At 68.0% G+C, this 21,569-nt stretch carries 23 protein-coding genes; 3 read left to right on the top strand and 20 right to left on the bottom strand.

Annotated features, from left to right (window positions below; translation table 11 throughout):
* Window positions 1-3: 3 nt before the first annotated feature.
* From AC07PR_RS09785 to AC07PR_RS09840, 12 genes are all read right to left on the bottom strand, one after another.
* Window positions 4-1,518, bottom strand: a complete 1,515-nt coding sequence (locus tag AC07PR_RS09785) for a carbohydrate-binding protein (protein ID WP_495135146.1) — start codon at window positions 1,516-1,518, stop codon at window positions 4-6.
* 189 nt (window positions 1,519-1,707) lie between these two features.
* Entirely contained in the window at window positions 1,708-2,190 is a 483-nt protein-coding gene (locus AC07PR_RS09790; protein ID WP_495135147.1) for a hypothetical protein, read from the bottom strand.
* A complete protein-coding gene (locus AC07PR_RS09795; RefSeq protein WP_495135148.1) occupies window positions 2,190-2,378 on the bottom strand; it encodes a hypothetical protein in 189 nt (62 codons plus the stop codon). Before AC07PR_RS09795 ends, AC07PR_RS09790 begins: the two co-directional genes overlap by 1 nt.
* A gap of 319 nt (window positions 2,379-2,697) precedes the next feature.
* Window positions 2,698-2,979, bottom strand: a complete 282-nt coding sequence (locus AC07PR_RS09800; RefSeq protein ID WP_377154103.1) for a hypothetical protein — start codon at window positions 2,977-2,979, stop codon at window positions 2,698-2,700.
* Between the two features lie 104 nt (window positions 2,980-3,083).
* Entirely contained in the window at window positions 3,084-3,416 is a 333-nt protein-coding gene (locus AC07PR_RS09805) for a hypothetical protein (RefSeq protein WP_495135149.1), read from the bottom strand.
* Between the two features lie 189 nt (window positions 3,417-3,605).
* Window positions 3,606-4,247 (bottom strand): class II aldolase/adducin head domain-containing protein, encoded by a 642-nt coding sequence (locus AC07PR_RS09810; protein WP_495135150.1) that lies wholly within the window; start codon window positions 4,245-4,247, stop codon window positions 3,606-3,608.
* A complete protein-coding gene (locus AC07PR_RS09815; RefSeq protein ID WP_495135151.1) occupies window positions 4,244-5,794 on the bottom strand; it encodes an aspartate aminotransferase family protein in 1,551 nt (516 codons plus the stop codon). Before AC07PR_RS09815 ends, AC07PR_RS09810 begins: the two co-directional genes overlap by 4 nt.
* Window positions 5,794-6,516, bottom strand: a complete 723-nt coding sequence (locus AC07PR_RS09820) for a class II aldolase/adducin family protein (protein WP_495135152.1) — start codon at window positions 6,514-6,516, stop codon at window positions 5,794-5,796. Before AC07PR_RS09820 ends, AC07PR_RS09815 begins: the two co-directional genes overlap by 1 nt.
* Entirely contained in the window at window positions 6,513-8,180 is a 1,668-nt protein-coding gene (locus AC07PR_RS09825; RefSeq protein ID WP_495135153.1) for a xylulokinase, read from the bottom strand. Before AC07PR_RS09825 ends, AC07PR_RS09820 begins: the two co-directional genes overlap by 4 nt.
* Window positions 8,180-9,064 (bottom strand): TorF family putative porin, encoded by an 885-nt coding sequence (locus AC07PR_RS09830; protein WP_495135154.1) that lies wholly within the window; start codon window positions 9,062-9,064, stop codon window positions 8,180-8,182. Before AC07PR_RS09830 ends, AC07PR_RS09825 begins: the two co-directional genes overlap by 1 nt.
* Before the next feature lie 39 nt (window positions 9,065-9,103).
* Entirely contained in the window at window positions 9,104-9,469 is a 366-nt protein-coding gene (locus AC07PR_RS09835; protein WP_495135155.1) for a DUF2147 domain-containing protein, read from the bottom strand.
* A gap of 380 nt (window positions 9,470-9,849) precedes the next feature.
* A complete protein-coding gene (locus AC07PR_RS09840; protein WP_495135156.1) occupies window positions 9,850-11,034 on the bottom strand; it encodes an MFS transporter in 1,185 nt (394 codons plus the stop codon).
* A gap of 108 nt (window positions 11,035-11,142) precedes the next feature.
* Between AC07PR_RS09840 and AC07PR_RS09845 the strand changes: the two genes are divergently transcribed.
* Window positions 11,143-11,892 carry a TetR/AcrR family transcriptional regulator gene (locus AC07PR_RS09845; protein ID WP_495135157.1) on the top strand — a complete coding sequence of 250 codons (750 nt, stop codon included), beginning with the start codon at window positions 11,143-11,145 and terminating at the stop codon, window positions 11,890-11,892.
* A 115-nt stretch (window positions 11,893-12,007) separates the two neighbouring features.
* Here the strand turns inward: AC07PR_RS09845 and AC07PR_RS09850 are convergent, their stop codons facing one another.
* Complete coding sequence (locus AC07PR_RS09850; RefSeq protein ID WP_495135158.1) at window positions 12,008-12,508, bottom strand: hypothetical protein; 501 nt, start codon at window positions 12,506-12,508, stop codon at window positions 12,008-12,010.
* Window positions 12,509-12,521: 13 nt separating this feature from the next.
* On the bottom strand, window positions 12,522-13,247 hold the full coding sequence (locus AC07PR_RS09855; RefSeq protein ID WP_495135159.1) for a hypothetical protein: 726 nt from the start codon (window positions 13,245-13,247) through the stop codon (window positions 12,522-12,524).
* A gap of 238 nt (window positions 13,248-13,485) precedes the next feature.
* Here AC07PR_RS09855 and AC07PR_RS09860 point away from each other — a divergent pair, with 238 nt between their 5' ends.
* Window positions 13,486-14,685: a DUF3667 domain-containing protein gene (locus AC07PR_RS09860; protein ID WP_495135160.1), complete on the top strand. Its 1,200-nt coding sequence runs from the start codon at window positions 13,486-13,488 to the stop codon at window positions 14,683-14,685.
* 29 nt (window positions 14,686-14,714) lie between these two features.
* Here AC07PR_RS09860 and AC07PR_RS09865 read toward each other — a convergent pair whose 3' ends face one another.
* Window positions 14,715-15,311 (bottom strand): hypothetical protein, encoded by a 597-nt coding sequence (locus AC07PR_RS09865; protein ID WP_495135161.1) that lies wholly within the window; start codon window positions 15,309-15,311, stop codon window positions 14,715-14,717.
* 198 nt (window positions 15,312-15,509) lie between these two features.
* Window positions 15,510-15,974 (bottom strand): hypothetical protein, encoded by a 465-nt coding sequence (locus AC07PR_RS09870; protein ID WP_495135162.1) that lies wholly within the window; start codon window positions 15,972-15,974, stop codon window positions 15,510-15,512.
* Between the two features lie 454 nt (window positions 15,975-16,428).
* Between AC07PR_RS09870 and AC07PR_RS09875 the strand changes: the two genes are divergently transcribed.
* Complete coding sequence (locus AC07PR_RS09875; protein WP_495135163.1) at window positions 16,429-16,812, top strand: hypothetical protein; 384 nt, start codon at window positions 16,429-16,431, stop codon at window positions 16,810-16,812.
* A gap of 56 nt (window positions 16,813-16,868) precedes the next feature.
* Here the strand turns inward: AC07PR_RS09875 and AC07PR_RS09880 are convergent, their stop codons facing one another.
* The 4 genes from AC07PR_RS09880 to AC07PR_RS09895 form a co-directional block, all read right to left on the bottom strand.
* The gene (locus AC07PR_RS09880; RefSeq protein WP_495135164.1) at window positions 16,869-17,375 is read right to left on the bottom strand and encodes a DUF2185 domain-containing protein; all 507 of its coding nucleotides are present in this window, start codon (window positions 17,373-17,375) and stop codon (window positions 16,869-16,871) included.
* Between the two features lie 191 nt (window positions 17,376-17,566).
* The gene (locus AC07PR_RS09885; protein ID WP_495135165.1) at window positions 17,567-18,445 is read right to left on the bottom strand and encodes a DUF3616 domain-containing protein; all 879 of its coding nucleotides are present in this window, start codon (window positions 18,443-18,445) and stop codon (window positions 17,567-17,569) included.
* Window positions 18,446-18,588: 143 nt separating this feature from the next.
* Window positions 18,589-20,457, bottom strand: a complete 1,869-nt coding sequence (locus AC07PR_RS09890; RefSeq protein ID WP_495135166.1) for a carbohydrate-binding module family 20 domain-containing protein — start codon at window positions 20,455-20,457, stop codon at window positions 18,589-18,591.
* A 303-nt stretch (window positions 20,458-20,760) separates the two neighbouring features.
* Window positions 20,761-21,558, bottom strand: coding sequence for an SDR family oxidoreductase (locus AC07PR_RS09895; protein WP_495135167.1), 798 nt, complete (start codon window positions 21,556-21,558; stop codon window positions 20,761-20,763).
* Between the last annotated feature and the right edge of the window lie 11 nt (window positions 21,559-21,569).

The following is a 21,569-nucleotide window of genomic DNA, read 5'->3' on the forward strand; positions in this document are numbered from 1 at the left end:
GACCTACGTCGAGGTCGCGCAACCGGCCGCCGTCGGCGTCCACAGGGTCGGCGTCGAGGCCGGGTTCCAGCCGGCGCCGGCCCACGCGGTGTGCGTGACCAGGGCCTTGTAGGTCTTGCCCTGGTAGCTGACGACGGTGCCGACGTTGAAGGTCTTGCCTTCGCTCCATGCGGGGCAACTCGGCGCGGGCGCGGGCGAAGGGGCCGGTGCGGGCGACGGTGCCGGGGCCGGTGAGGGCGCTGGAGAGGGAGCCGGAGCAGGAGACGGCGCTGGGGACGGCGCAGGAGAAGGGGCGGGCGCAGGCGGCGGCGGTGGCGGCGTGGCCCCGCTGGTGTCGGTGCCGTGGGTGGCGGTGGTCCAGCCGAGGAACTCGAACCCGCCCTGGTCGGGGCCGTGCGAGCGCACGTACGACTGGAAGTTGGGGATGGCGACGCCGCGGCTGACGTAGCCGTTGAGCGCCAGTTCGGTGTAGCCCGATTCGGTGTGATAGCTGCGGCAGTCGCGCACGCCCGATCCGTTGTTCAGCGACCTGGCCATGTACTCCAGGCCCATGGCCAGGCGCGGGAGCGCGTCCTTGGCATTGGGCTTGTGCATCCAGACCGAGTTGTCGCCCTGGTTCGCGGCCATCTCGGCGGCTTGCGCGATGCCGATCAGGTTGTACTGCGGGTGCCAGCAGTCGCGGGCCTTCAGCTCGTTGATCTCGCCGTTGCCGTAGATCGACACCGGGATCATCTCGATCAGCCGGGTCAAGCCGGCGGCATAACGGGTCGGGTTGTCCTGGAAGACGCCGGTGGCCATCATGCCGAGCGCGGCCGAGACGGCCCAGTTGTTGACGCGCGATTGCGCCTTGGCGGTCTCGGTGTAGAGGCGGTCGACGAAGCCGTTGAAGCGCGTGACTTCGGCGGCCGGCCAGTTGCCCAGGCCGCCGCCGTGATGCCGCAGGATCTCGGCGGCACTGATCCAGACCGGCAGCATCCACGCCGCTTCCAGCTGGACCTGCGCGGCGTTGGTGCCGGAGGCGACGGTGAAGCCGCGGAAGGTCGTGGCCCAGTCGTTGAGGATGGCGACGGCCTTGTCGCGATGACGCACGTCGTTGGTCTTCACCCATCGCAGGGTGTTGAGGTAGGCAGCCATCGCATCGTTCTTGAAGCGCGATTCCTGCGGACCGCGGGCGCTGCCGACGACCTCCACGGTGGTCAGGGCCTGATGCGCATACGTGTAGTTGCTGCGCGAGTCGGCGAGGACCACGGCATAACCCGTCTTGATGCCGCTTCCGGACGGGGAGTTGGCCGAGGCCTTGAACGTGTCCAACCGCGCCTGGCTCATGAAGATGCCCGGGTGCCGGAACTTCGCGGGGGCCTTGGCCTGGATCGTGGCGCGATCGCCGTCGTCCTGCGCGTCGGGCGCGGGCGCCGCGTCCTGTGCGGCGACGCGCGGGTCGAGTCCCTCGCCACCGCCACAGGCCGTCAACGCGGCCAGCAGGATGGGCGTGAGCGTCCATCGGAAACGTCGGGCCAAGGTCGCTTGTGGCGAGCGTGCGTGGCGCTTGGAAGTGTCCAGTCCGATCATGTTCGTGAAGCTCCGCTGATGAGGGCGAGGCGACTTTACGAACCTGAAATCCTGAGGGATGTGACGGTGGGTAATGAGATGCGAAGGGTGAAACGACTGCGTGGCGGAGCTACCCAGAAAGGGGTAAGCGGGCGGTGTTCACTCGCCCAGATAGCGGTATTGCTTCGTGAACGGAACGCCGTTGAACGTGTGCGTGCAGCAGCGGCAGGTCGGCGACAGCGTGGACGGACCGAACTCGGGATTCACGATGCGCAGGACACCGTCGTCATCGACGTAGAGGCCGCTGAAGTAGGTCGATTCGCCGGTGCAGACATAGTCCTCCCGATCTTCCTCGCGCAACGCGACCATCCAGAAGATCGGATCGGCGCGATCGAGTCGTCCGAGGGCCTCCGAATGGACGGCCGACCAGGGTTGGCCCACCTTGGACAGCAGGAACCGATAGAGCGGCGTGTAGTCGCGGCCACGCTGCTTCTTGCCATGCATGGGGCGGCGATTGGCTTCGGATGTCTGCTCCGCCTTGGTGTTCCGCGCATCACCGAAATCGCGAGCCCGATGCCGGCTGCGCATCGTGTGCGCGGTCGTGTTCTCCTTGCGATAGAGCGGCGGCTTGGACTTGTTCATCAGGGACTCTGGCTTGGATCACTGCCGTGGGCCGGCGCGTCGCGATAGAGCCGCAGGAAGCGGAACATCTTCGGCCACTCTTCGCGCGGCTTGAAGGCGATCGCGACTTCTTGATGACCGAGCGCTGATTCGGTGAGGACGACATGGTCCTCGACCTGCTTGGCCTGTTCGAACTCCTTGGCGCTCACCTTGCAGACCGCCTTGAAGAACGGGCCTGGATCCAGCCAGCGAGCCACCTCGGGGTGTCACGGAACTTGAGGTATCCCGCCAGGGAGGCATGCGCGGCTGCGACCATCGCGAATCCGAGGGGAATGTCGTCTCGTATGAGGATGTACATCTTCATGGGGCGCCTTGATCCGATGCTCTGCGGGTTTGGATGCTCGTTGCCCGTGAGGGAAGAGCGCTTGCAGCGTTGTAATCGAATCGTCCGTTGAATCGGCAAGGCGTGTCACGGCCTGCGGATGGCGCCGGTGAACCGACGCGTAAGGCGGCTGGATGGGGCTCGTCCTAGTCGCTTCGAGCTCGACCCCATCGTTTCAATCCTCGGGCGCAGATGCGCCAAGCTGCGACCACGGCAAGGATCACCGCCACCAGGATCAGCGGGATGACGAACAGCAACTCGCGCCCGAAGAACTGGACGAAACCGAAGAGGTCGGGCCGCTTGCCGCTGGGAAGCGGATAGTTCCACCACCAGAACATGATGAGCACCATGAGGACCAGAGCCAGTGCAGCCTTGACCAAGTTGCCGAGCTGCCGATCCTCTTCTGACGGTGGTATCTGTTCCTTCATGTCCGGGTCCGCTGAAGTCGAAGGAATCTACCTCACGCCATGCGATCTGATGGGCATCAGGGTGCCAGTGATGGCCGTGGACGCAAGGCCGAAGAATGGCCCTGTCAGGCCAATCGCCCTTGCGCCGCTTCCACCCGCGCGAGCACAGCGGCCACCTCGAAGAAGACGAGCCGGCGCCGCGTCTCGATGCGGGTGAACTCTTCCGCCGACGGCACGAGCTCCAGATCGCCGAAATGGGCGTGGCGCAGCCAGCCGCTGAGGCAGGCCTGCGCGATGAGCAGGGCGCGGTCTGTCGACACGCCGTCGGCGGTTTCCCCCGCGATGCCGAAGATCGCGCGCAGCGGGATACCGGCCGCGTCGGCGGCGAAGAACTCCTGGGGGACAAGCGCCGGCGCTCGTCGTGACGAGTCGCCGGGGAGGCGGTCGTTGGCAGTCACTGGCGGCGCCCGTTGGGAAGGGATCGCCAGTCTGTCGGGCCGCCGCCCGCCTCGCGTCCGTGGAAACCCGCCGCAAGCGTTTGGCTTTGAGCGTTGCCCGCACGGAGCGGCGCGACGGAGCGACCGGCGCGCAGAGCGCGCCTCGACATCGTCATCCGGAGGGCGCAGCCGTGACGATCCTGGGGAAGGTCAGTAGCCACTAGTCTCCGCCGGCGGATTCCCCAGCCGCACCTGCTCGCGGGCGCGCGCCTCTTCCTTCATCAGGCGGCCGTTCGCGACGTGCCGCACCAGCCACGGCAGCGTGCGCAGCTTGGCGCCGCTGGCCGTCGCCGGGATCCAGGCCTTCGCGCATTTCTCGAAGAGCTCCGCGTTGAGCGCGAGCCGCGACGGCGTCATCCCCAGCAGCAAGACCTGACCCGCGTGCAGCGCCACGTTGCCGCCATCGGTCAGCGCGGCCGGCAGTTGCGCCAGGTCGTCGGTGGGCCGCGCCATGTGGCCGAGCTGTCGGATCTGTTCGTCGAAGACCGGCGGCATCCATCCGCCGAAGGCTGCCATCTGCCGGCAGAACGGACCTCCGCCCACGAGCACGGCGCAGACGTCGGGCCGAGCGGCGTAGACCGTTCGATGAAGCGCCAGCGCGCCCGTGCCGCGGCCCTCGGCCGGCGCGAGCGGCATCGTCCGCATCGAGGCGTCCGTGGCCGTTCCCCATCCCAACTGGCCGTTCGCGGGATCGCGCAGCGAGAGACTGTCCGCGGCGTCCGGCATGAGTCCGCGCGCCAGCAGCCGCTGCCGGAGGCTGAGCCACGCATCGCGGAGCGCGTCGTCGCTCATACCAGCGCCATCACGTCGTCGAAGCGGTTCAGCGCGTCGTCGATGACCTCGTCGGTGTCGGCCAGACTCGTGTAGAGACGGCTGCCCGCGACCGAGATCAATCCGTGCGCGGTGAACGCCGCACCCATCTCCTCCATCATGTGCTTGCGACGCTTGGCCTCGTCCTTGACCTTGATGAGCTTCCACAGGCTGCTCGTGTCGAGCAGCAGCACGCCCGAGGTCTGCAGATGCACGATGGAGCCGAGGTTGTAGGCCACATACGGCAGACCGCGCCGCTGGATGATCTCCTCCAGTCCCATGCGCAGGCGCTCGCCTGCCCGACCGGCCACCGCCGGCGCGTTGGTGCGCTCCACCTCCAGGAGCGAGTGATAGCCCGCCACGCAGCTGAGCGGATTCGCCGACAAGGTCCCGCCGACGAACGCGCGCCGCGAGGTCGTCCCGATCCCGCCGACGAGCGACATCATGATCTCCCGCTTCCCCCCGATCGCGCCCGCCATCGGGTAGCCGCCGGTCAGGCACTTGCCCAGCACCGTCAGGTCGGGCGTCACGCCGAAGTAGGCCTGCGCGCCGCCCATGCCGGCGCGGAAGCCGGTCACCACCTCGTCGAAGATCAGCAGCGCCCCGAACTCGTCGCAGAGCGCGCGGACCTGCGCATTGAACTCGCGGTGCACGGGCCGCGTGCCGCTCTCCGGCCCGAACGGCTCCAGCAGCACCGCCGCCGTGCCGCCGCGCAGGCGGTTCCAGCGCAGCAGCCGGCGCAGGGCCTCGGGATCGTTGGGCAGGCACTCCTGCGTGTGCGCCGTGGCGCCGCGCGGGATGCCGATCGCTTCCATGCGGCCCGTCTTCGGCAGCCGCATGCCGTAGACGAGCTGGTCGCTCCAGCCGTGATACGCCCCGCCGATCTTGATGACGCGCTGACGCCGGGTGAAGGTGCGGGCCAGCCGCACCGCGCCCATCACCGCCTCGGTGCCGGAGCCCAGCATGCGCAGCATCTCCACGCCGGGCATGTGGCGGCAGACGAGCTCGGCCAGCTTGACCTCGTACTCGTGCAGCAGGCCGGTGACCGGGCCGCAGTCGTCGAGCAGCGCGTGCACCGCCGCGCGCACCGCCGGCGGATTGCTGCCGAGCAGCGTCGGCCCGCCGGCCTGCAGGAAGTCGATGTAGCGGTTGCCGTCGATGTCGGTGAGGTGCGCGCCCTCGGCGCGCGTGATCGCCAGCGGGAACGGATGGTTGAAGGCGAGGTTGTGCTGCACGCCGCCCGGGATCACGGTGGCGGCCTGCTCCGCCAGGCGCTTCGACCCGGCGCAGTGATCGTCGAACCAGCGCAGGACCTTGGGCATCGCGTCCGGCCGGATCGGCCGCATCGGCTGGTTCACGAGCGCCGCGAAGCGCTCGTAGAGCGCGTGCGTGTCCGGCCAGGTGGGCACGGCAGGCGCGTCCGGCGGCAGGGCGCCGGATGGCGAAGCGGCGTGTCGCTCGCCTTGCGCGGGCGCGGCGATGCCGGCGGCGGTGGGCGAGGTGGGGGGGGCGGAAGCAAGCGTAGACATCACGGTCCCTTGAGATGAAGCAGCAGATCGCGCACCGGGGCGAGCCTGGCCCGCAGGCCGGGCTCGCGGCGCACGCGTTCGTCGATGCGCGCCGCCAGCAGGTCGCGGGCGAGCGTCTCGAGGCGCTCGACGGCTTCGAGCGCGGTGGCGCTGTCCGCAGCGCAGCACAGGATGCCATGGTTGCGCAGCAGGTAGGCCTGGCGGTCTGGGCGGACGGCCTTGGCGAGCTTGCCCGCCAGCCAGGCGGTGCCGGACGGCGCATAACCGACGACCGGCACCTCTGCGCCCAGCCAGCGCTGCAGCGCCTCCGGCACGACCAGCGGCTGGCCGATCAGCGCGCAGGCGCTCGCCAGCGGCTGGTGCGTGTGGATGCTGCAGCCGACGTCCGGTCTGGCGCGCAGCACCCGGGCATGGAGGGCGGTCTCGACGGAGGGCTTGCGGGCGCTGCTCCTCGCATCGATGCTCGCGTCAGTGCTCGCGTCAGTGCTCGCGTCGATGCGCGCGGTCGTGCGCGCATCGTCGACCACGGCCAGGTCCGACAGCCGCAGCACGCAGACGTCCTCGGGCCGCATGACGAGGTAATCCGTGGCCGACGGCGTGACGGCGACGAGCTCGTCATCGATGCGCAGCATCAGGTTGCCGCCCGTGCCGGCGAAGTAGCCGCGCTCGGACAGGCGCAGGCAGAGGTCCACCACGTGCCGTCGCTCGACCTCGTGCTTCATGTCGCGGCTCCTGTCGCCGGGGCGGTCCTGACGCCGGCCACCGCGTCCGTCGCGGGCACCCGGTTGAGCCGGTGGTACAGCGGCGCCAGGCGCACGCGGACTTCCTTGAAGGCTTCGAACTTGTCGCCGTAGAGCCGGCTCAGCGCGGTGGCCGGCTCATAGATGCGGCGCGTGCGGCGCAGCGTCGCCAGATCGCCGAAGCGCAGCGCGCCGGTGCCGATGCCGGCGAGGAAGGTCGCGCCGATCGCGTTGGCCTGGATCGGATGCTCGAGCTGCCGGATCGGCTGGCCGGTGACGTCCGCGAAGATCTGGCACCAGACGTCGCTCTGCGCGCCGCCGCCCACCGCCGCGATCGTGCCGGGCGAGCGCCCCAGCAGCCGCGCGAAGGGCTCCATCATCCAGCGCGTGTTCAGCGCGACGCCCTCCAGGAAGGCGCGGAAGATGTCCTCCCGCGAATGTTCCAGCGAGAGGTTGATCAATCCCGCCCGCAGCAACGGATCGTCGACCGGCGTGCGCTCGCCGAAGAGCCACGGCGTGTAGATCAGCCCGCGCGACCCCGGCGGCACGCGCGCCGCGATCTTGTCGAGCAGCTCGTAGACGGCGGGGTGTTCCTCGTCGGAGGCCAGCTCGTCGGGGTGGTACAGGATGCGGTCGCGCAGGAAGGACAGGTTGGCACCGGCCGTCGACTGCAGCGCGAGCGCGAGATAGCGGTCGTCGACCGCGCAAGGCACCGCGGCGATCTTGTGGCGGACGTCGGTCCGCATCTCCGGCACGTGCGCGCCCAGCCACGACGAGGTGCCCAGGTACAGGTGGGTCTCGAAGTCCGACACGGCGGCGCCGACCGCGACGGCGGAGGTGTCGACGGCGCCGGCCACGACCGGCGTGGAGGCGGCAAGTCCCAGCGCCGCGGCGACGTCGGGGAGCAGCGGGCCCAGCACGTCGGTGGAGCGCACGATCGGCGGCAGCTTGCCGGCGTCGAGTCCCAGGCCGCGGATCAGCCGGTCGTCGTAGCGGATGCGCGAGGGATCGCGGTTGTCCGTGACCCAGCTGGTGAGGATGGAATCCTGTGTCGCGCAGAGTCGCCCGCAGAGACGGTAGTTCAGGTAGTCGAGCGCGTTGAGGAAGCAGCGCGTGGCGTCGTGGACGGCGGGCATCTCATCGCGGATGAACGCCATGTGGCCGGCGGCATCGCGCCCGCTGAGCGACGGCGCGCCGCCGGTGAGCCGCAGCCAGCGCCAGAGCTTGTGCGGCGCGTAGCCCTCGATGTTGAGCCAGCGCCCGCGCAGGCGACGCTTGATCGCGGCGGCGCCGCGCGCGTCCAGCCAGCTGAAGGCCGGACCGATCGCGCGGCCGTCGTGGCCCAGGCAGACGGTGACCTCGGTCTGCGTGGAGCAGCACACCGCCGTCACGCGCCGCCGCCGCGCCGCGTCGGGCGCGAGCACTTCGCCGGCGGCCTCGAGCAAGGCCCGCCACCAGGCCTCCGGGTCCTGCTCGGCCCGCGCGCCGTCGACGATCAACGGAACGGGACGGAAGGCCCAGGCCAGCACTTCGCCGTCCAGGCTCACCAGCGCGCATTTGCAGCCGCTGGTGCCGAGGTCCACCGCCAGCACGAGCGGCGAGTTCGGCGAGGTGAACGATGGGGACGAAGGGACCGACGATGTCATCAGAACTTGCGCGACACGGAGACGACCAGCGTGTTGTTGTCCTGGCGCTTCCATCCGTCGCCGTCGGGGATCATGAAGAGTTCGGGCCGATGCGTGCTGGTGGCGACCCATTCGGCGGTGAAGTTGAGGCCCCAGCGCTGATGGGTGATGCCGATCGAGTAGTCGCTGAAGTCCGCCTCCTTGAAGTGGCGGATCTTCTGCGTGCCCGCGTGCAGGTTCAGCGTGGTGGTGGGTGTGAGCGGATGGCGGTAGGTGAGGTCGTAGAGCAGGCTGCCGCGCGAGTTGTGGTCCCCGCGCGCATAACACTCGAGCGCCGGCGTGGGATCGACGGCGGCGACGAGGATCTGGCCGCAGACGCCGCCGGTGTCCGCGCCGCGGTAGGTGCGCGAGAGCACGTTGAGGACGCGCCCTTCGAGCTTGCCCCAGCCGATCTCCAGCACGGCGTAGGCGGTGTCGTAGCGGGTGCGGCGGAAGTCCACCGGCACGCCGGCTTCCATGTCGATGCCGTGCGGCGCGTCGAACTTCGCGCCGGGGAAGAACTCCTTGGCCAGGCCCACGCCGAAGTGCCAGCCGTCCGGATCGCCGAAGCGGTAGCCGGTGCCGAGCAGCAGGTTGACGCCGTCGCCGTCGGTGAAGGCCTTCTTGCTGACCGTGGAGAGTTGCGCGAGGCCGATGATCCCGGACTCGTGCGCGAGCTGCACGCCCAGCTGCAGCGACGGCTTGCGGCCGGAATCCGACACGCCGCGGTTGCGCAGGTCGGAGAGCAGTTTCACTTCGGTCTCGACGCCCATCGTGGCGGTGCCGGTCTCGTCGGCGCGGGCGGTCAAGGGGCAGAGCGCACCGACGGCGGCGGCGAGCAGGAAGGCGGAGGTCGTGCGGGTCATCTCGGGTCTCCTCGTTCAGGCGTTCGGGCGTTCAGGTGTTCAGGATTTGCAGACGGGCGAGGCGGGCAGTTCCGCCACGCGCTTCATCTGCTCGGTCTGGCCGAGGATCTCGGTCCCGATGTAGGCGCGGATGTAGAGGTCGCCGCTCTTCACGCGCAGCGCGCCCTTGTATTTCTTCTTGTCGCGCGGGTCGTAGACCCAGCCGTCGCGCCAGGCCTCGTTTTCGTAGCGGTCCAGCTGCGCGATCTGGATGCCGCAGGTGTCGTTGGCCTTGCCCGCGTCCTTGTCCCAGACGATGCGGCCGCACAGCGCGGCCGGCTTGTCGTCGCAGGGTTTGAACTCGATGACGGCGCCGCCGTCGGCGCTCAGCCATCGGCCCTTGGCGTCGTCCGGGCCGGCGGCCATTGACAGGCACGGGATCAGCGCGGCAAAGAGTGCCGCGACTGCGGTTCGTCGAGAAGGGGCCTGTCGAGATGCCATCGCGTCCTCTCCGGAGGGGCTTGCCCTCGCGTCATTTGGATAGTGATGGCTATGGTATAGCGATGACTATCTAATTTGATTTGCGGAGAAACCCTGGCGGACTGCGGTCGTCGGTCGCTGTGGCAGAGCTGAAGCCTTCTTGCTGACTGCGCAGGCTGCTGGCCCTCACCCCCACCCTCTCCCGCAAGCGGGAGAGGGGGCAAGAGGAGCCAGCGCCGCGAGTCGAGCCGGTCGGACTCCCTCTCCCGCTTGCGGGAGAGGGTGGGGGTGAGGGCCAGCGGCGGTGGAAGTGCTGAGGCCTTCTATCAATCCGCCAAAGGCCGGGCGGGCGCGCGCGCCAGCGGCAGCGCCAGGATCGCCAGCGCCGCGAAGCCCGCCGCCACGAAGGGCACCGGCGCGATCTCGTCGCCGGTGACGACCAGCGAGGCCATGAGCGGCCCGAATGCGCTGCCGAAGAGCTGGGCGGCGGGCACCAGGGACGCGACACGCCCGCTGCCGTCGACCCGGAAGGCGAGCGCCATCTGGAAGGGCAGCATGAACAGCCAGGTGAAGGTGAACAGGCCGCACAGCGCGGCGAAGACGGCAGTGCCGCCTGGCCCGGTTCGCGCGATGCCGAGGGCGCAGAGCCCGAGCACGACGGCGCATCCCAGCAGCACGGGCCGCACCGGCAGGCGCCGCACGAGCCAGGTGCCGGCGCTGCCGCCGACCACCTGCATGCCGAGCCCCGCGGCGATGAGCGTCTGGACGGCCAGCGCGGAGAAGCCGGCGCGGGTGCCGAGCGGCTCGGCATAGGCCCACAGCGCGCCGAGCGTGGCGAGCTGCAGGAAGACGACCAGCAGCGTGCCGATGCGCGGCCGGGTCCAGGTCATGCCGATGCCGACCTGGCTCACCGTGGGCGTGAGCGGGCCGAGCGGCCGCGCGAACAGCAGGGCGAGCAGGGCGGCCAGACCGCAGAGCCCGGCGAGCACCGCGAAGCCGCCCGGCCATCCGTGCGCGGGAATGACGAGATGCGCCAGCGCGAGGCCGAGCAGCGATTGCGCCAGCGTCTGCACGACGAAGAAGAGCCCGGCCAGCCGCTCGGGCACGGCGGCCCTGACGATGACGGCGGTCGTGCTCCAGACCATGAGGCCTTCGGTGAGGCCGGCGCCGGCGCGGACCAGTCCCACCGCCAGATCGCCCGCGACCCGCATGGTCACGAGGTCCAGCGCCGCGGCGGACAACGCGGCGATGACGGTGATGACGCGCAGCGACCGCACCGGCAGCGCCAGATCGCCGATCAGGACGCCGAGGCCCAGGGCCACGATCTCTCCCATGGCCACGAGGCCGACGCCCTCCAGGGTGACATGGCCGGCTTCCAGCAGCGCGCCCAGCAGCAGCGGCTGCAGGCCGAGCATCAGCAGCGCCACCGAGCCGACGGCGATCGCCAGCGTCTGCGCGCCACGGGTGCTGGTCGAAGCCGCGGCCGGAGCCGTGAAGGGGAGTGTGCTCATCTCGGCGCAAACCATGCGTTGGAAGATGGCTGGAGATCTTATAGTCATGGCTATCGTTCCGGGGTGCTCGCCAACCCTGGAACAATCCCGCAAAGCCCACACCCGCCCATGCCCATGCCTGCTTCGCGCCGCAAGACCTCCGAACCTGCTCCGGCTTCAGCCCTCCCGGTGGGGGCGGCGATCGCGCTCGGGGCCGGCACCGAGACGGACACCGAGTCCGCGCCGGATGCCGTGACGGCGCCGACGCTGGCCGCCAAGAAGCTGCCCGCGCAGCAGCGCGCCACGGAGACCTACGAGCGCATCCTGGAGGCGGCGGCGCAGACCTTGATCGAGGTGGGCGTGGAGCGGCTCTCCACCAACCTGGTCTGCATGCGGGCGGGGCTGTCGCCGCCGGCGCTGTACCGCTACTTCCCGAACAAGTACGCGCTGCTGTTCGAGCTTGGGCAGCGCCTGATGCAGCGCCAGAACGAATGCGTGGCGAAGTGGATGTCGGTGGAGGTGGTCCAGCGCGGCGTGCCGGCGCTGGAAGAGGCGCTGGCGGGGCTGCTGCTGGACACCTACGCGGCGACGCGCGACACCCCGGCGGGCGTGTGGATCATGCGGGCGATGCGGGCCGTGCCCGCACTGCAGGAGGTGCGGCTGACCTCGCACGCGGCGGTGACCGAGGCGCAGACGCGGTTGCTGGTGAAGGCCTTGCCGGGGGCGAAGCGCGCGGAACTCAAGCTCGCGAGCCGCATCGTCGTGGAGCTGATCTACGCGACGGTGGAGATGCTCTTCGACGAGAGCCTGAAGCCCAAGGAGGTCGCGCGCATCGCGGCGGGGATGATGGCGAGTCACCTGGCGAAGGTGATGCGCTGAGAACTCATGCTGCGCCTCTTGCTCCCTCTCCCGCTTGCGGGAGAGGGTCGGGGTGAGGGGCGCGCCAAGCGCGCGGGCTCTCGGCAGTCATGCAGCGAAGCTGCTCTCCGAAGCCTCAGCGGCAAACCTCGTCGATCCACTCGCGGGAGCCGGGTTTCAGCGGGACGAGCCGCTGGCCTTGCGCGCCGTCGGCGGCGAGGCAGAACTTGGTGCCGTAGCCATGCGTCGGATCGGACGGATCCGACGGGCGGCCGTTCAGATAGACCAGATAGACGCGGTCGGGCTGCAAGGGGGCCGGCGGCGTGTTGGTCTCCGCGCCGGGCGGCACCTGGCCATAGGCGATGCAACTGGCGTTCGACATCGGTGCGCCCTGCGCAGGATCCACGCTCAACGACCAGACCTTGGCCACCGGCTTGGAAGAGGCATCGGAGACGATCACCGTCTGCAGTCTCACGCCGGGATCGCGCTTCGCTTCCTTGGCTGTGAGCGTGAAGCAGGGCTTTCCGCCTTCCATCCGGACCTCGGCCTCACCGCGGCGGGACGTGGCGCAGGCCGAGCAGATCCAGGCGGACAGCGCGAGCAGCAGAAGCGGCTTCAGCGGTTTCATCGACTTCATGGACGTCATGGGCTCAGGGCAGGTTGGCCTTGTCGGCAGGATTGGCGATGAAGGTCTGGAGCACCTCTTCGAAAAGGGGCAGGCTCTTGGCGTATTGCTTCTGGCTCATGGCATCTGACGAACCCAGGTGTTTGAGCGCGAAGTAGTCGGCGAGCAGGTCCCCCTGGGCTTCCATGTTGTAGTCGCCCAGGGTCTGCCCGGACTTCAACTCGTACTGGTAGGACAGGCCGATCCGGATCGCGCCGCGCAGGCGCACCCAATAGCCGAGCTGGTGTTGCCACACGTGGACCATCTCGTGCATGAACCAGTGCTTGTCGCCGTCTTCGCCCTGGGAGAAGTCTTCCTTGAAGTAGCTCTTGTTGAAGTACATCTCGCCATTGGGCGTCATGGCGGTGTCGTCGGGCTGCAGGCCGAAAGGCAGGTACTCGTCCTTGTGGACCTTGATGGCGGTGTAGTCGAGCGCATCCTTGAAGAGCAGGCGCGCCATCGCGATCTCGCCGGTGGTGAGCCCGCGGGCGGCGCCATCGGGCGTGGCGAGGGGCTTCTGCGGCGCGGGCACGTACGGGGCGCTGGCCGGCGGCGTGAAGTCCGCGGCCACGAGCAGCCAGTTGTCGCCCGCGGACGCGTCCAGGCCGATCGGCCCGGGGCGGGGCGAGTCGCCAATCCACTTCGTGCCCGGATCGGACATCAGTCGAGCGACGTCCAACCCGATCGGACCAGGAACGACGGCACGTGCCATGTGAAGCTCCCTGCAGGGCGCCGCGGAGAAGTCCGGCGGCGAGCGGCCCATGTTGCCCGCTCGGCGGGGTGGGCGCAAATGACTCTTGGCTAGTCTCAACGCGCGCCGCCGGGCAACGAGTGCGGCCAGGGCGTTGGGGGGCGTCGACGGCGGGTTTTGCCGACCATTCGGGAAGGGGAGCGGAGGAGATACTCCGCGCCGTAGCCGCGCGTCGCGGCGCTCGTCGGGGTAGGGAGTCATGAGTATCCAAGTCGAGGCGGCCGGCGAGATGCTGGTGGGAGCCGCCGTTGCTCGGGAGATCGTCGGCGGTGCCGAGGTCGAGGCCGAGGCCGAGGCCTCCAGGCATGCGCACGGGGCCTGCGCCAACTGCACCGCGCCGCTGCAAGGCGCGTTCTGCCACCGCTGCGGCCAGGCGGCTCATGTCCACCGCTCGCTGGCGCATCTGGCGGAGGAGTTCCTGCACGGCATTCTTCATTTCGAGACCAAGGCCTGGCGGACCGTGCCGATGCTGCTGCTGAGGCCGGGCAAGCTGACCCGGGAGTACATCGACGGCCGACGCGTCCGTTACGTCTCGCCGCTGGCGCTGCTGCTGTTCCTGCTCTTCCTGATGTTCCTCGTGTTCTCGCTGACCAGCCCGACCGTGACGTTGGGGGGCACCCTGAACCCGGAACAGATGGCCAAGCTGAACCAGACACTGGAGGCCAGCCGCGCGAAGCTGGGCGAGCTGGAAGCGCAACTCGCCGCACTGCCGGCAGGGGACACGTCGCGCCGCCGCGTCGAGTCGGCCATTGCCGAGCAACGGGAGGAGGTCGCCGGGATCGAGCAGGCGCAGCTGTTCCTGGACCCTCAGCAGGCCGCGAAGGATCCCGAGACCGCGCGTGCCGCCGCGCAGCAGGTCCGAGCCTCGCTCGCGCGTTATCTGCCGTGGCTTTCCGCGCCCGGCATCGACGGCCGGATCGACCGCGCGCTGAGCCAGGCGCAAGGGCCGATGCTGCAGATCGAAGGCACGTCAGGGATGCCGGTCTTCGAGCGCAAGCTCAAGCATGCGCTGGAGAACAAGGAACTCGCGCTCTACAAGATCAAGGGCGCGGCGGCCAAGTTCGCATTCCTGCTGATGCCGATCTCGCTGCCGTTCCTGTGGCTGCTGCTGGTGACTCGACGCCGATTCGGCATGTTCGACCATGCCGTGTTCTCGCTCTATTCGTTGTCGGCGATGGCGCTGCTGATGAGCGCTGTGGCGATCTGCGGGTACTTCGGGCTCGCCGGCATGGCGGTCTTGCTCGCGACGGTGGTGCCGCCGCTGCACATGTTCGCGCAGCTGCGCGGCACTTACGCGCTCAGCTGGGCGGGCGCGGCCTGGCGCACGGTGGCCTTGCTCTTCATCGCAGGGGGCGCGATCCTCGTCTACAGCCTGATGATCGTGCTGGCGAGCATGTGAGGGGCGTCCGGAGACGTGGGCCCAAGCGCTTACCACTTGCTCCAGCACACCATGGTGGCGATACCCAGCACCAACGCGAAACAGGCGGCGGTCTTGATCCAGCGACGCCAGAAGTCTTTTGGATCGTCGGATCGCCGCACTATGCGATCCGATTCCGTGCCGATCTGACCCGTCATCAGCGCCCAGAGAGGGTCCAGCGTACAAGTCCCTAACCAGAGCAGCCAGATGACAACGAGGGCAGGGCGACGCATCGCGCCCGTTGGCAGGCCAAGCTTCGCCACGACGCAGGTTGCGATGAGCGTGAACGCCATGAAGGACAGTGCTGCCCACTGGCGCCCTTTCATCGCGTGGGATGGTCGTCGCCTGCGTGCATGGACGTCCGGCTGTGTCCGCCAGATTATTCTCGCCAACAGGAACAGGACGCTCAGGAGGGTGGCGTGCGCCAGCGTGTTGACGATCAGCATCCCTGGCGAGTCGGCCCAGGTATATGAGCGTCCTGTGGACAGCTTGCTGAACTCGACCATTCGCCCGTCCACAAGCAAAAGCAGCAGGGCGACGCCATAGACCACGCCAGTGCCGGCAAACCCGGCAGTGCATATCCAGGTGAAGAAACGATCGAGGCGCATGGATCGGGGGAATCGAGGAGGCGAATGATAGTGGTGAGGGCTCAGCAGGCCGGGGGTGGACCTCGCGGTCGAAGGTCACACGAGGTCGCACCGCTTTCGATGAGCAACTGTGTGCTTCGGCCTACCTCGGTCAAGCACCTGTTCTTCGATGAACAGGACCATCGCTCCCGCGGATCGGGCCTGCACACGCTCGTGGCCTCACTCGGGCAATACCCCGCGAACACGCATCACGTCCAAGGCGTGGGTCGCCGCGGCTTCGAGGTGTTGCCACTCCCGCAAGCCGAAGGCTGCCTCTGAATCCTGGATCGTTTGAGGCGTAGCGGCGCAGAACCGCTCGACCGCTTCTCGGACCTCACCTGCAGCCAGCGCTTCCTTGGCCGTGTAAGCCGGCTCGCCATAGAGTTGGACGTCGGTCAACTCCTCGACGTTCCAGTCGTACCACTGGTTGATCACCTCGTTGAGGTCGACAGGCGTTGGGTCGCGCCTGATATCGACGACCCTCTGGAGCCAGAACATCACTTGGTTCCGCACCCTTCGGTGCACGATGTCGCTGTCATCGGACATGAAAACCCCAGGCGGCGAGATGGCCGCGGCGGCCGGTTGAACGTCGCGTTTCGCCTGCCACCCGGGGCAGGCGCTCGCAAGCCGAAGTTTAGTGACCATGGACGTATCAGCTCATGCGGCGATGAATGTGGATGACGAGATTCCCAGAGTGCGCACCGGCGAGACCGCGGGGACGTCAACCTGAGACGAGTTGCGTGGGCCTCCAGACCTCACTGACAAGTCCTGACCCTCAAAGGTAGGAGCCCATCCCCCCAATTCCCTCTATGGAACGAACCGCCAGAAGTCTTTGATATAGATCAGAGAACGAAGTCCCGATCGGTCGCAGCATGGACTCCGGTGTTTCAAAAGCGCCGTGCAATTCCGACACCGATCCTGCGATCGGTGTCCGCGTCCCTGATCTCTCGATCATGGGCGAGATGGGCCTCTCCGCGAGGACGGCCATCACGTCATTGCCGTGCTTTTGACATCTCGCCCACCTCTCCGGTCGATCCGAAGGCATGTCGCCTTCAACGTCGGAGCCGGTGGTGTCCAACATTGACCGGGGTACGACGACATGGGAAGTTTCCAACAAGCACGCATCGACGAGTCCGACAAGCCGATGCGCCAGCGCCATCCGCTCGCGGGCTGCGATCAGCAGACGCTGATCCACCTGCAACACGACTGGGGCATGACCGAGCCGCAGATCTTCGGACCGCGACTCGGCTCCGATGCGATTTGCCTGCGCGCGGATCTGACGATGGGCTCGGCGCTGGCCAACCTGCGCGCACTGCTGGTGAGCGGCGCGTCGATGCTGTCCATGCTCTCCGACAACTGCGCGGAGGGCGATCCGGCCAAGCACGTGGCCAACGCAGTGAAGGAGTCGCTGCGCGAGGGCCTGGGAATGCTCGGCGTGGTGGAGCGCGCGGTGGATGAGGATCGGAGGAAGGTCGCGTCTTGAGAGCGAGTTCCAGAGGCCGCGAGGTGAGGGGAATTCACCTCGCGTGGGTCAAAGGATCAGCCTCGCGAATCCGGAACGAAAAGCCCCGATGCGCCATCACGCTTGAACGCCGAGCCCGCCGGCTCGTCCAGAAGGTGAAGGACCGAATCGTCCCTCGACAGCACGGCGCCCAGGGACACGTAGCCGATGTTGCCGGTGTCCTCCATGTACTCGTCCGTCTCGTCGCCGGCCGTGAACCGCCAGCCGCTGTCCTGGTCTTCGTCCGGTGACTCTCGATAGAGGAAGCAGATCGCCTGGCCGTCATGAAGAATCCGGTTCGTCACGAAGGCGCGCTTGATGAACCTGGCGGTGAAGTCGTGGGGATCGCGGTGCTCGGTATTGATGATGTGTCGCGCCTCGAAGCTCACCGGATCGCCAGCCTGGAGACCCCGGATGTGGCGCGGGTCGTTGTCCAACCGACCCTCGAAACACGCGTCAGGGTGGACAGCGTCCACGAGCACCCACATGCGCTCGACATAGACGTCGTCAGCGTCGTCACCATGGCCTCGGAAGATCAGCTTCACGACCTCGCCGACAGAGACCTTGGCGAGGACTTCCGGCGACGGCTTGTAGAAGGTGTATCTGTTCGCCGCCGCGGTCTCGGTGGGATCGTCGAGCTGCCAGTTGAGCATGGGAAAGGAACGGTAGAGCGGACAACGCAGCCATTGTGATCGCGCTGCGGCGCAGAGGATCAGCGGTGCCCCAGCCTCGTTGGCTACGGCACCGCGACGCGCAGCGTGCGGAACTGCTGCTTCGCCTTGTCGGTTGAACCGCAGGTGGCCTCGGGCTGCTTTGATCCGTCATCGCTGAGCAGGTCGACCTGCTTGGATCCAGGGACCGGGAGGAGGGCCTCGGGGAAGTAGCCTGCAGGCAACTTGAGCACCCTCTCGGGCCGCTTGGCGGGATCGCCTGACCAGCGGAACAGGGCGAAGCTGCCTGTGTCTGCGACCGGCCCGCCGACGATCAGGTACGTGTTGCCCACCTTGTCGATGCTGCGGATGCCTCGGCCACCGAGGTCGACAAGAATGGGCCTCTCGAACTTGGCCGGGATGCCCTCTCCCTTGATCAATTCAGCGGGGTTCCTCAGCGGCACGAGGGGCGCCTTCCCTTTGACCAGCGGGTTCCGGAACCCGATCAGAAGGCCGTCGCCCTTCCAGGTCGCGAGCCCTTCGATGTTGAGGCCGCCGGGCTGTTCGGGCAGTTCCTTCGCTGCGGCGGCGAGTTGAAGCTCGCTCAACTCGGGAGACCGGATCATGGCGTCGAGCAGGCCGGTGTACGGGTGCAGGTGCGCGACCAGGGACGGTGTGCCGTCGACCTTGGCGACCCGGGTGGCGAAGAACTGCTTGCGCCAGTCGCGAGGTTTGCCGGACTTCGGCAGGCTGTGCGACGAGATCCAGTAGACGATGTCGCCGATGATGGCTCCGCCCTCGATGTCGGAGGCCTTGTCCCCGGTCTTCAGGAACTCGGCAAGGTCGAGTCCGGAGCCGATCGGCTGGGACTGGCCGCGCGCATAGACGAGCAAGGTGTTGCACTCGTCCTCTGCCACTGCGAAGTGACGCTCGTCGAGCATGACCGCCGCCGAGGCCTCGGCCATGCCGCGGTAGGACGTGCCCGCCGCTGGTTGGGCGCTGCCATGGAGGGCAACGAGCGCCAGCGCCGCGGCTGGCCAGTGCGCCCATGGCGCCCGTTGACTTCCCGCTGCCATGGGACCTCCCTGTCTGGAACCTTCGAGCGGACTCAGAACTTGAAGTTTCCGTCAGAACGGGCCTGGGAGCCACTCGCGCAGCTCGTGAACTCGCGGTTGCCGCTGCTGGTGGTCTGGTTGCTTTCCCAGACGGCGGTCGAGCCGTTCCACTTCACGTACTTGTATTGGATCGCCGTGCCGGCGGGCACGTTGACGGTCCCCGTCCATGGCACGTTGGCGCCCGAGCCCTGGATGGTCAGCGCGAAACCCGAGCCCGGCGCCCAGGCGCCCAGGCCGGTCACGTTGCCCACCACGCGGAGGTTCTGGCCGACCACCGTGTTGGCGTTGGCGATGGTGAAGGTCACGGCGCAGTTGCCGGTGCCACCACCACCGCTGATCTTCTGGCCCGTGTAGATCGCCACCGCGGGCGTGCTGCCGCTGTTGTTGGCCGGCACCGTGAAGCTGGCGTTGCCGCTGCCGTCCACGGTCACCGAGTCGGCCGTGCAGCCGGTGCCGGCGGCGTTCTTGGTGCCGTTGATGACGTTGCAATACGTGCCGGCGGGCAGGCCGGTGGCGAAGCCTCGGGTCCAGGCGCTGCCGCTGTTGTTCAGCGCGACGAAGCCGACGTTGCCGCGGCTGAAGGCGACCTGGTTGCCGTTGTCGCCGACGATCCAGTTCTGCTGCGCCTGCCCGATGCTGGCATTGCGGAAGCCCACCATGTTGGCCAGCGGCGTCCAGCGGTGGGCAAAGTCCCACACCACGTTGATCTGCGGCACGCCGCCGCTGTAGGGGCTGGTCGTGGGGCGGTCGGCGTCGGTGTTGCTGAACTTGAAGCCGGAGTACAGCTGCGCCTCGGCATAGCCCTGCGCCAGCATGAAGATGTTGGCCAGCGTGTAGCGCTGGTTGGCGGCGTCGTTGCTGGCGGCGTTGTTGATGTTCAGTGAACTGCCGTTGCGCTCGGTGTCCCAGTTGGTGACGAAGACCGTGGCGTTCTGCGGCTGGATGAAGCCCCAGCTGCCGCCCCAGTTGCCCCACGTGCCCATGATGCCGGGGATGCTGGACAGGGTGTTGCCGTTGTTGCCCCGGAACACGTCGCGCATCGCGTACGGGAACTGGAACTCGTTGATCGTGCCGATGGGGAAGTAGCTGGGCCGGTCCACTTCGCCGTCGTTGATGATCTCCTGCGTGACCCAGATGTTCTCGCCCTGCAGCGTCGTGGGGTAGGTCGCCTTCACGGCGCTCATGATGGACGTCCAGGCACCGGCCGGCATGTGCTTGGCCGCGTCGATGCGGAAGCCGTCGATGCCCAGCGCCAGCAGGGCCTTCAGGTAGTTGGCGATCTGGCCCTGCACGTAGCTGCTCTCGGTCGCCAGGTCGGGCAGGCCGCCGAGGCGGCAGTTCTGCACGTTGCTGCGGCCGGCCGGCGAGTTGTAGTCGGCGTCGTTGATGGTGCAGTTGGCGTGGAAGTCGCTGGCGCTGAAGAAGGGGTAGCTCAGCGTCGCGGCGTTCCAGGTCGATCCGTCGGTGGCCGTGCCGCTGCCATCGGCCATCTGATTGACGACGATGTCGGCATAGACGCGCACGCCAGCCGCGTGGCAGGTGTTGATCATGCTCTGCAGCTGCGCGGGCGTGCCCATGCGGCTGGTCAGGTTGGCGTAGTTGACGGGCTGGTACACGCCCCACCAGCCGTTGGCGTTCTTGGACGCGCCCGGCGGCGAGATCTGCACGCCGCCGAACCCTTTGGGGCCCAGCCATTGCGTGCATTCGGTGGCGATGTCAGGCCAGGCCCATTCGAACATCTGCACCGACGTGGCGTTCGGGTTGAGCGCCTGCGCGGGGCCGGCAAAGGCGGCAAGCGCGATGCTGGCGGCGGCGGTCAGGGCGTGGGCGAGCCTGCGGCTCGAGAAGGGCAGCTGGGGCATGTTGTCTCCGTTATTGATAGGCCGCCGCCCTCGTCGCGGGGCGGCTGGTTCGGGCCATTCGACTGCATGCCATGGCCGGCTTTCCGGGGTCGGAAAGTGGCTCGACTTTAGACACGCTCTCGCCAGAATTCCGTAGGAAAACTACCAAGTCGCGCCGTTTGCCCCTGGTAAAGAAACTGAGGAGTTGTTTCTGTCCGTAGTTTCGCTACTGAAAGGCATGGCGGCGCTGCCGTGTCAGGTTGAGTTCGAAGACTCGCCATCCGGGCTTCGGCGGCTTGCCTGGTGGTGGCCGGCGCGCCCTGTTCAGGACACGCTGGGCACCAGGTTTTCGCCGCCGGAAACCTCGATCACCGTGCCCGTCACATAGGGGTTGGTCATGAGGAACAGCGCAGCGTGGCCGATGTCATGCGCCTTGCCGGCGCGCCGCGACGGGAATGTCTCTGCCACCTTCTTGCGCAGGCCGTCGCGATGCTCGGCCGGCAGGAAGCTCCACATGTCCGTGTCGATGAAGCCCGGACGAATCGTGTTCACGCGGGTCGGTGCGAGCTCCAGCGCCAGCGATCCTGACAACGCCTCCACGGCGGCGAAGGCCGAGGTCACGGCCGCGAAACCCACCTTGGGGCGAGCGGCCATGCCGCCCGTCAAGAAGGTGATGGAGCCACCGGCGCCCAGCTGCGGCGCGCCATGGCGAGCGCTCGCCCAACTGCCCAGGAACTTGCCCTCCATGTAGCTGCGCACGCCGTGCATGTCGGCATCCATGAAAGCGCCCCAGCTACCGAGGTCCGGCGCCGCGGTGACGACCAGGTGATCGAACGGTCCGATGCTGTCGAACGCCGCTTTGACCGACGACTCGTCGCGCATGTCCAGGCTGACCTGCGAGAACTTGGCGAGGTCGGGTCGCTCTTCGGGCGACGCGATGCGACGACTGGCGACGATCACCGTCGCCCCCGCAGCGTGCGCGGCACCCGCCACGCCCAAGCCGATGCCCGTCTTGCCGCCCACGACGACGACTTTCTTTCCCGCCAGGGTGGACGACGGGGCCAAGGTGGCGTCTTGATGATGATGTGCTGCAGTCATGATTTCTCTTCTTTCAGTGGTCAAGGGAGGGCCCG

The organism is Roseateles sp. GW821-FHT09H11 (genome assembly GCF_059415845.1).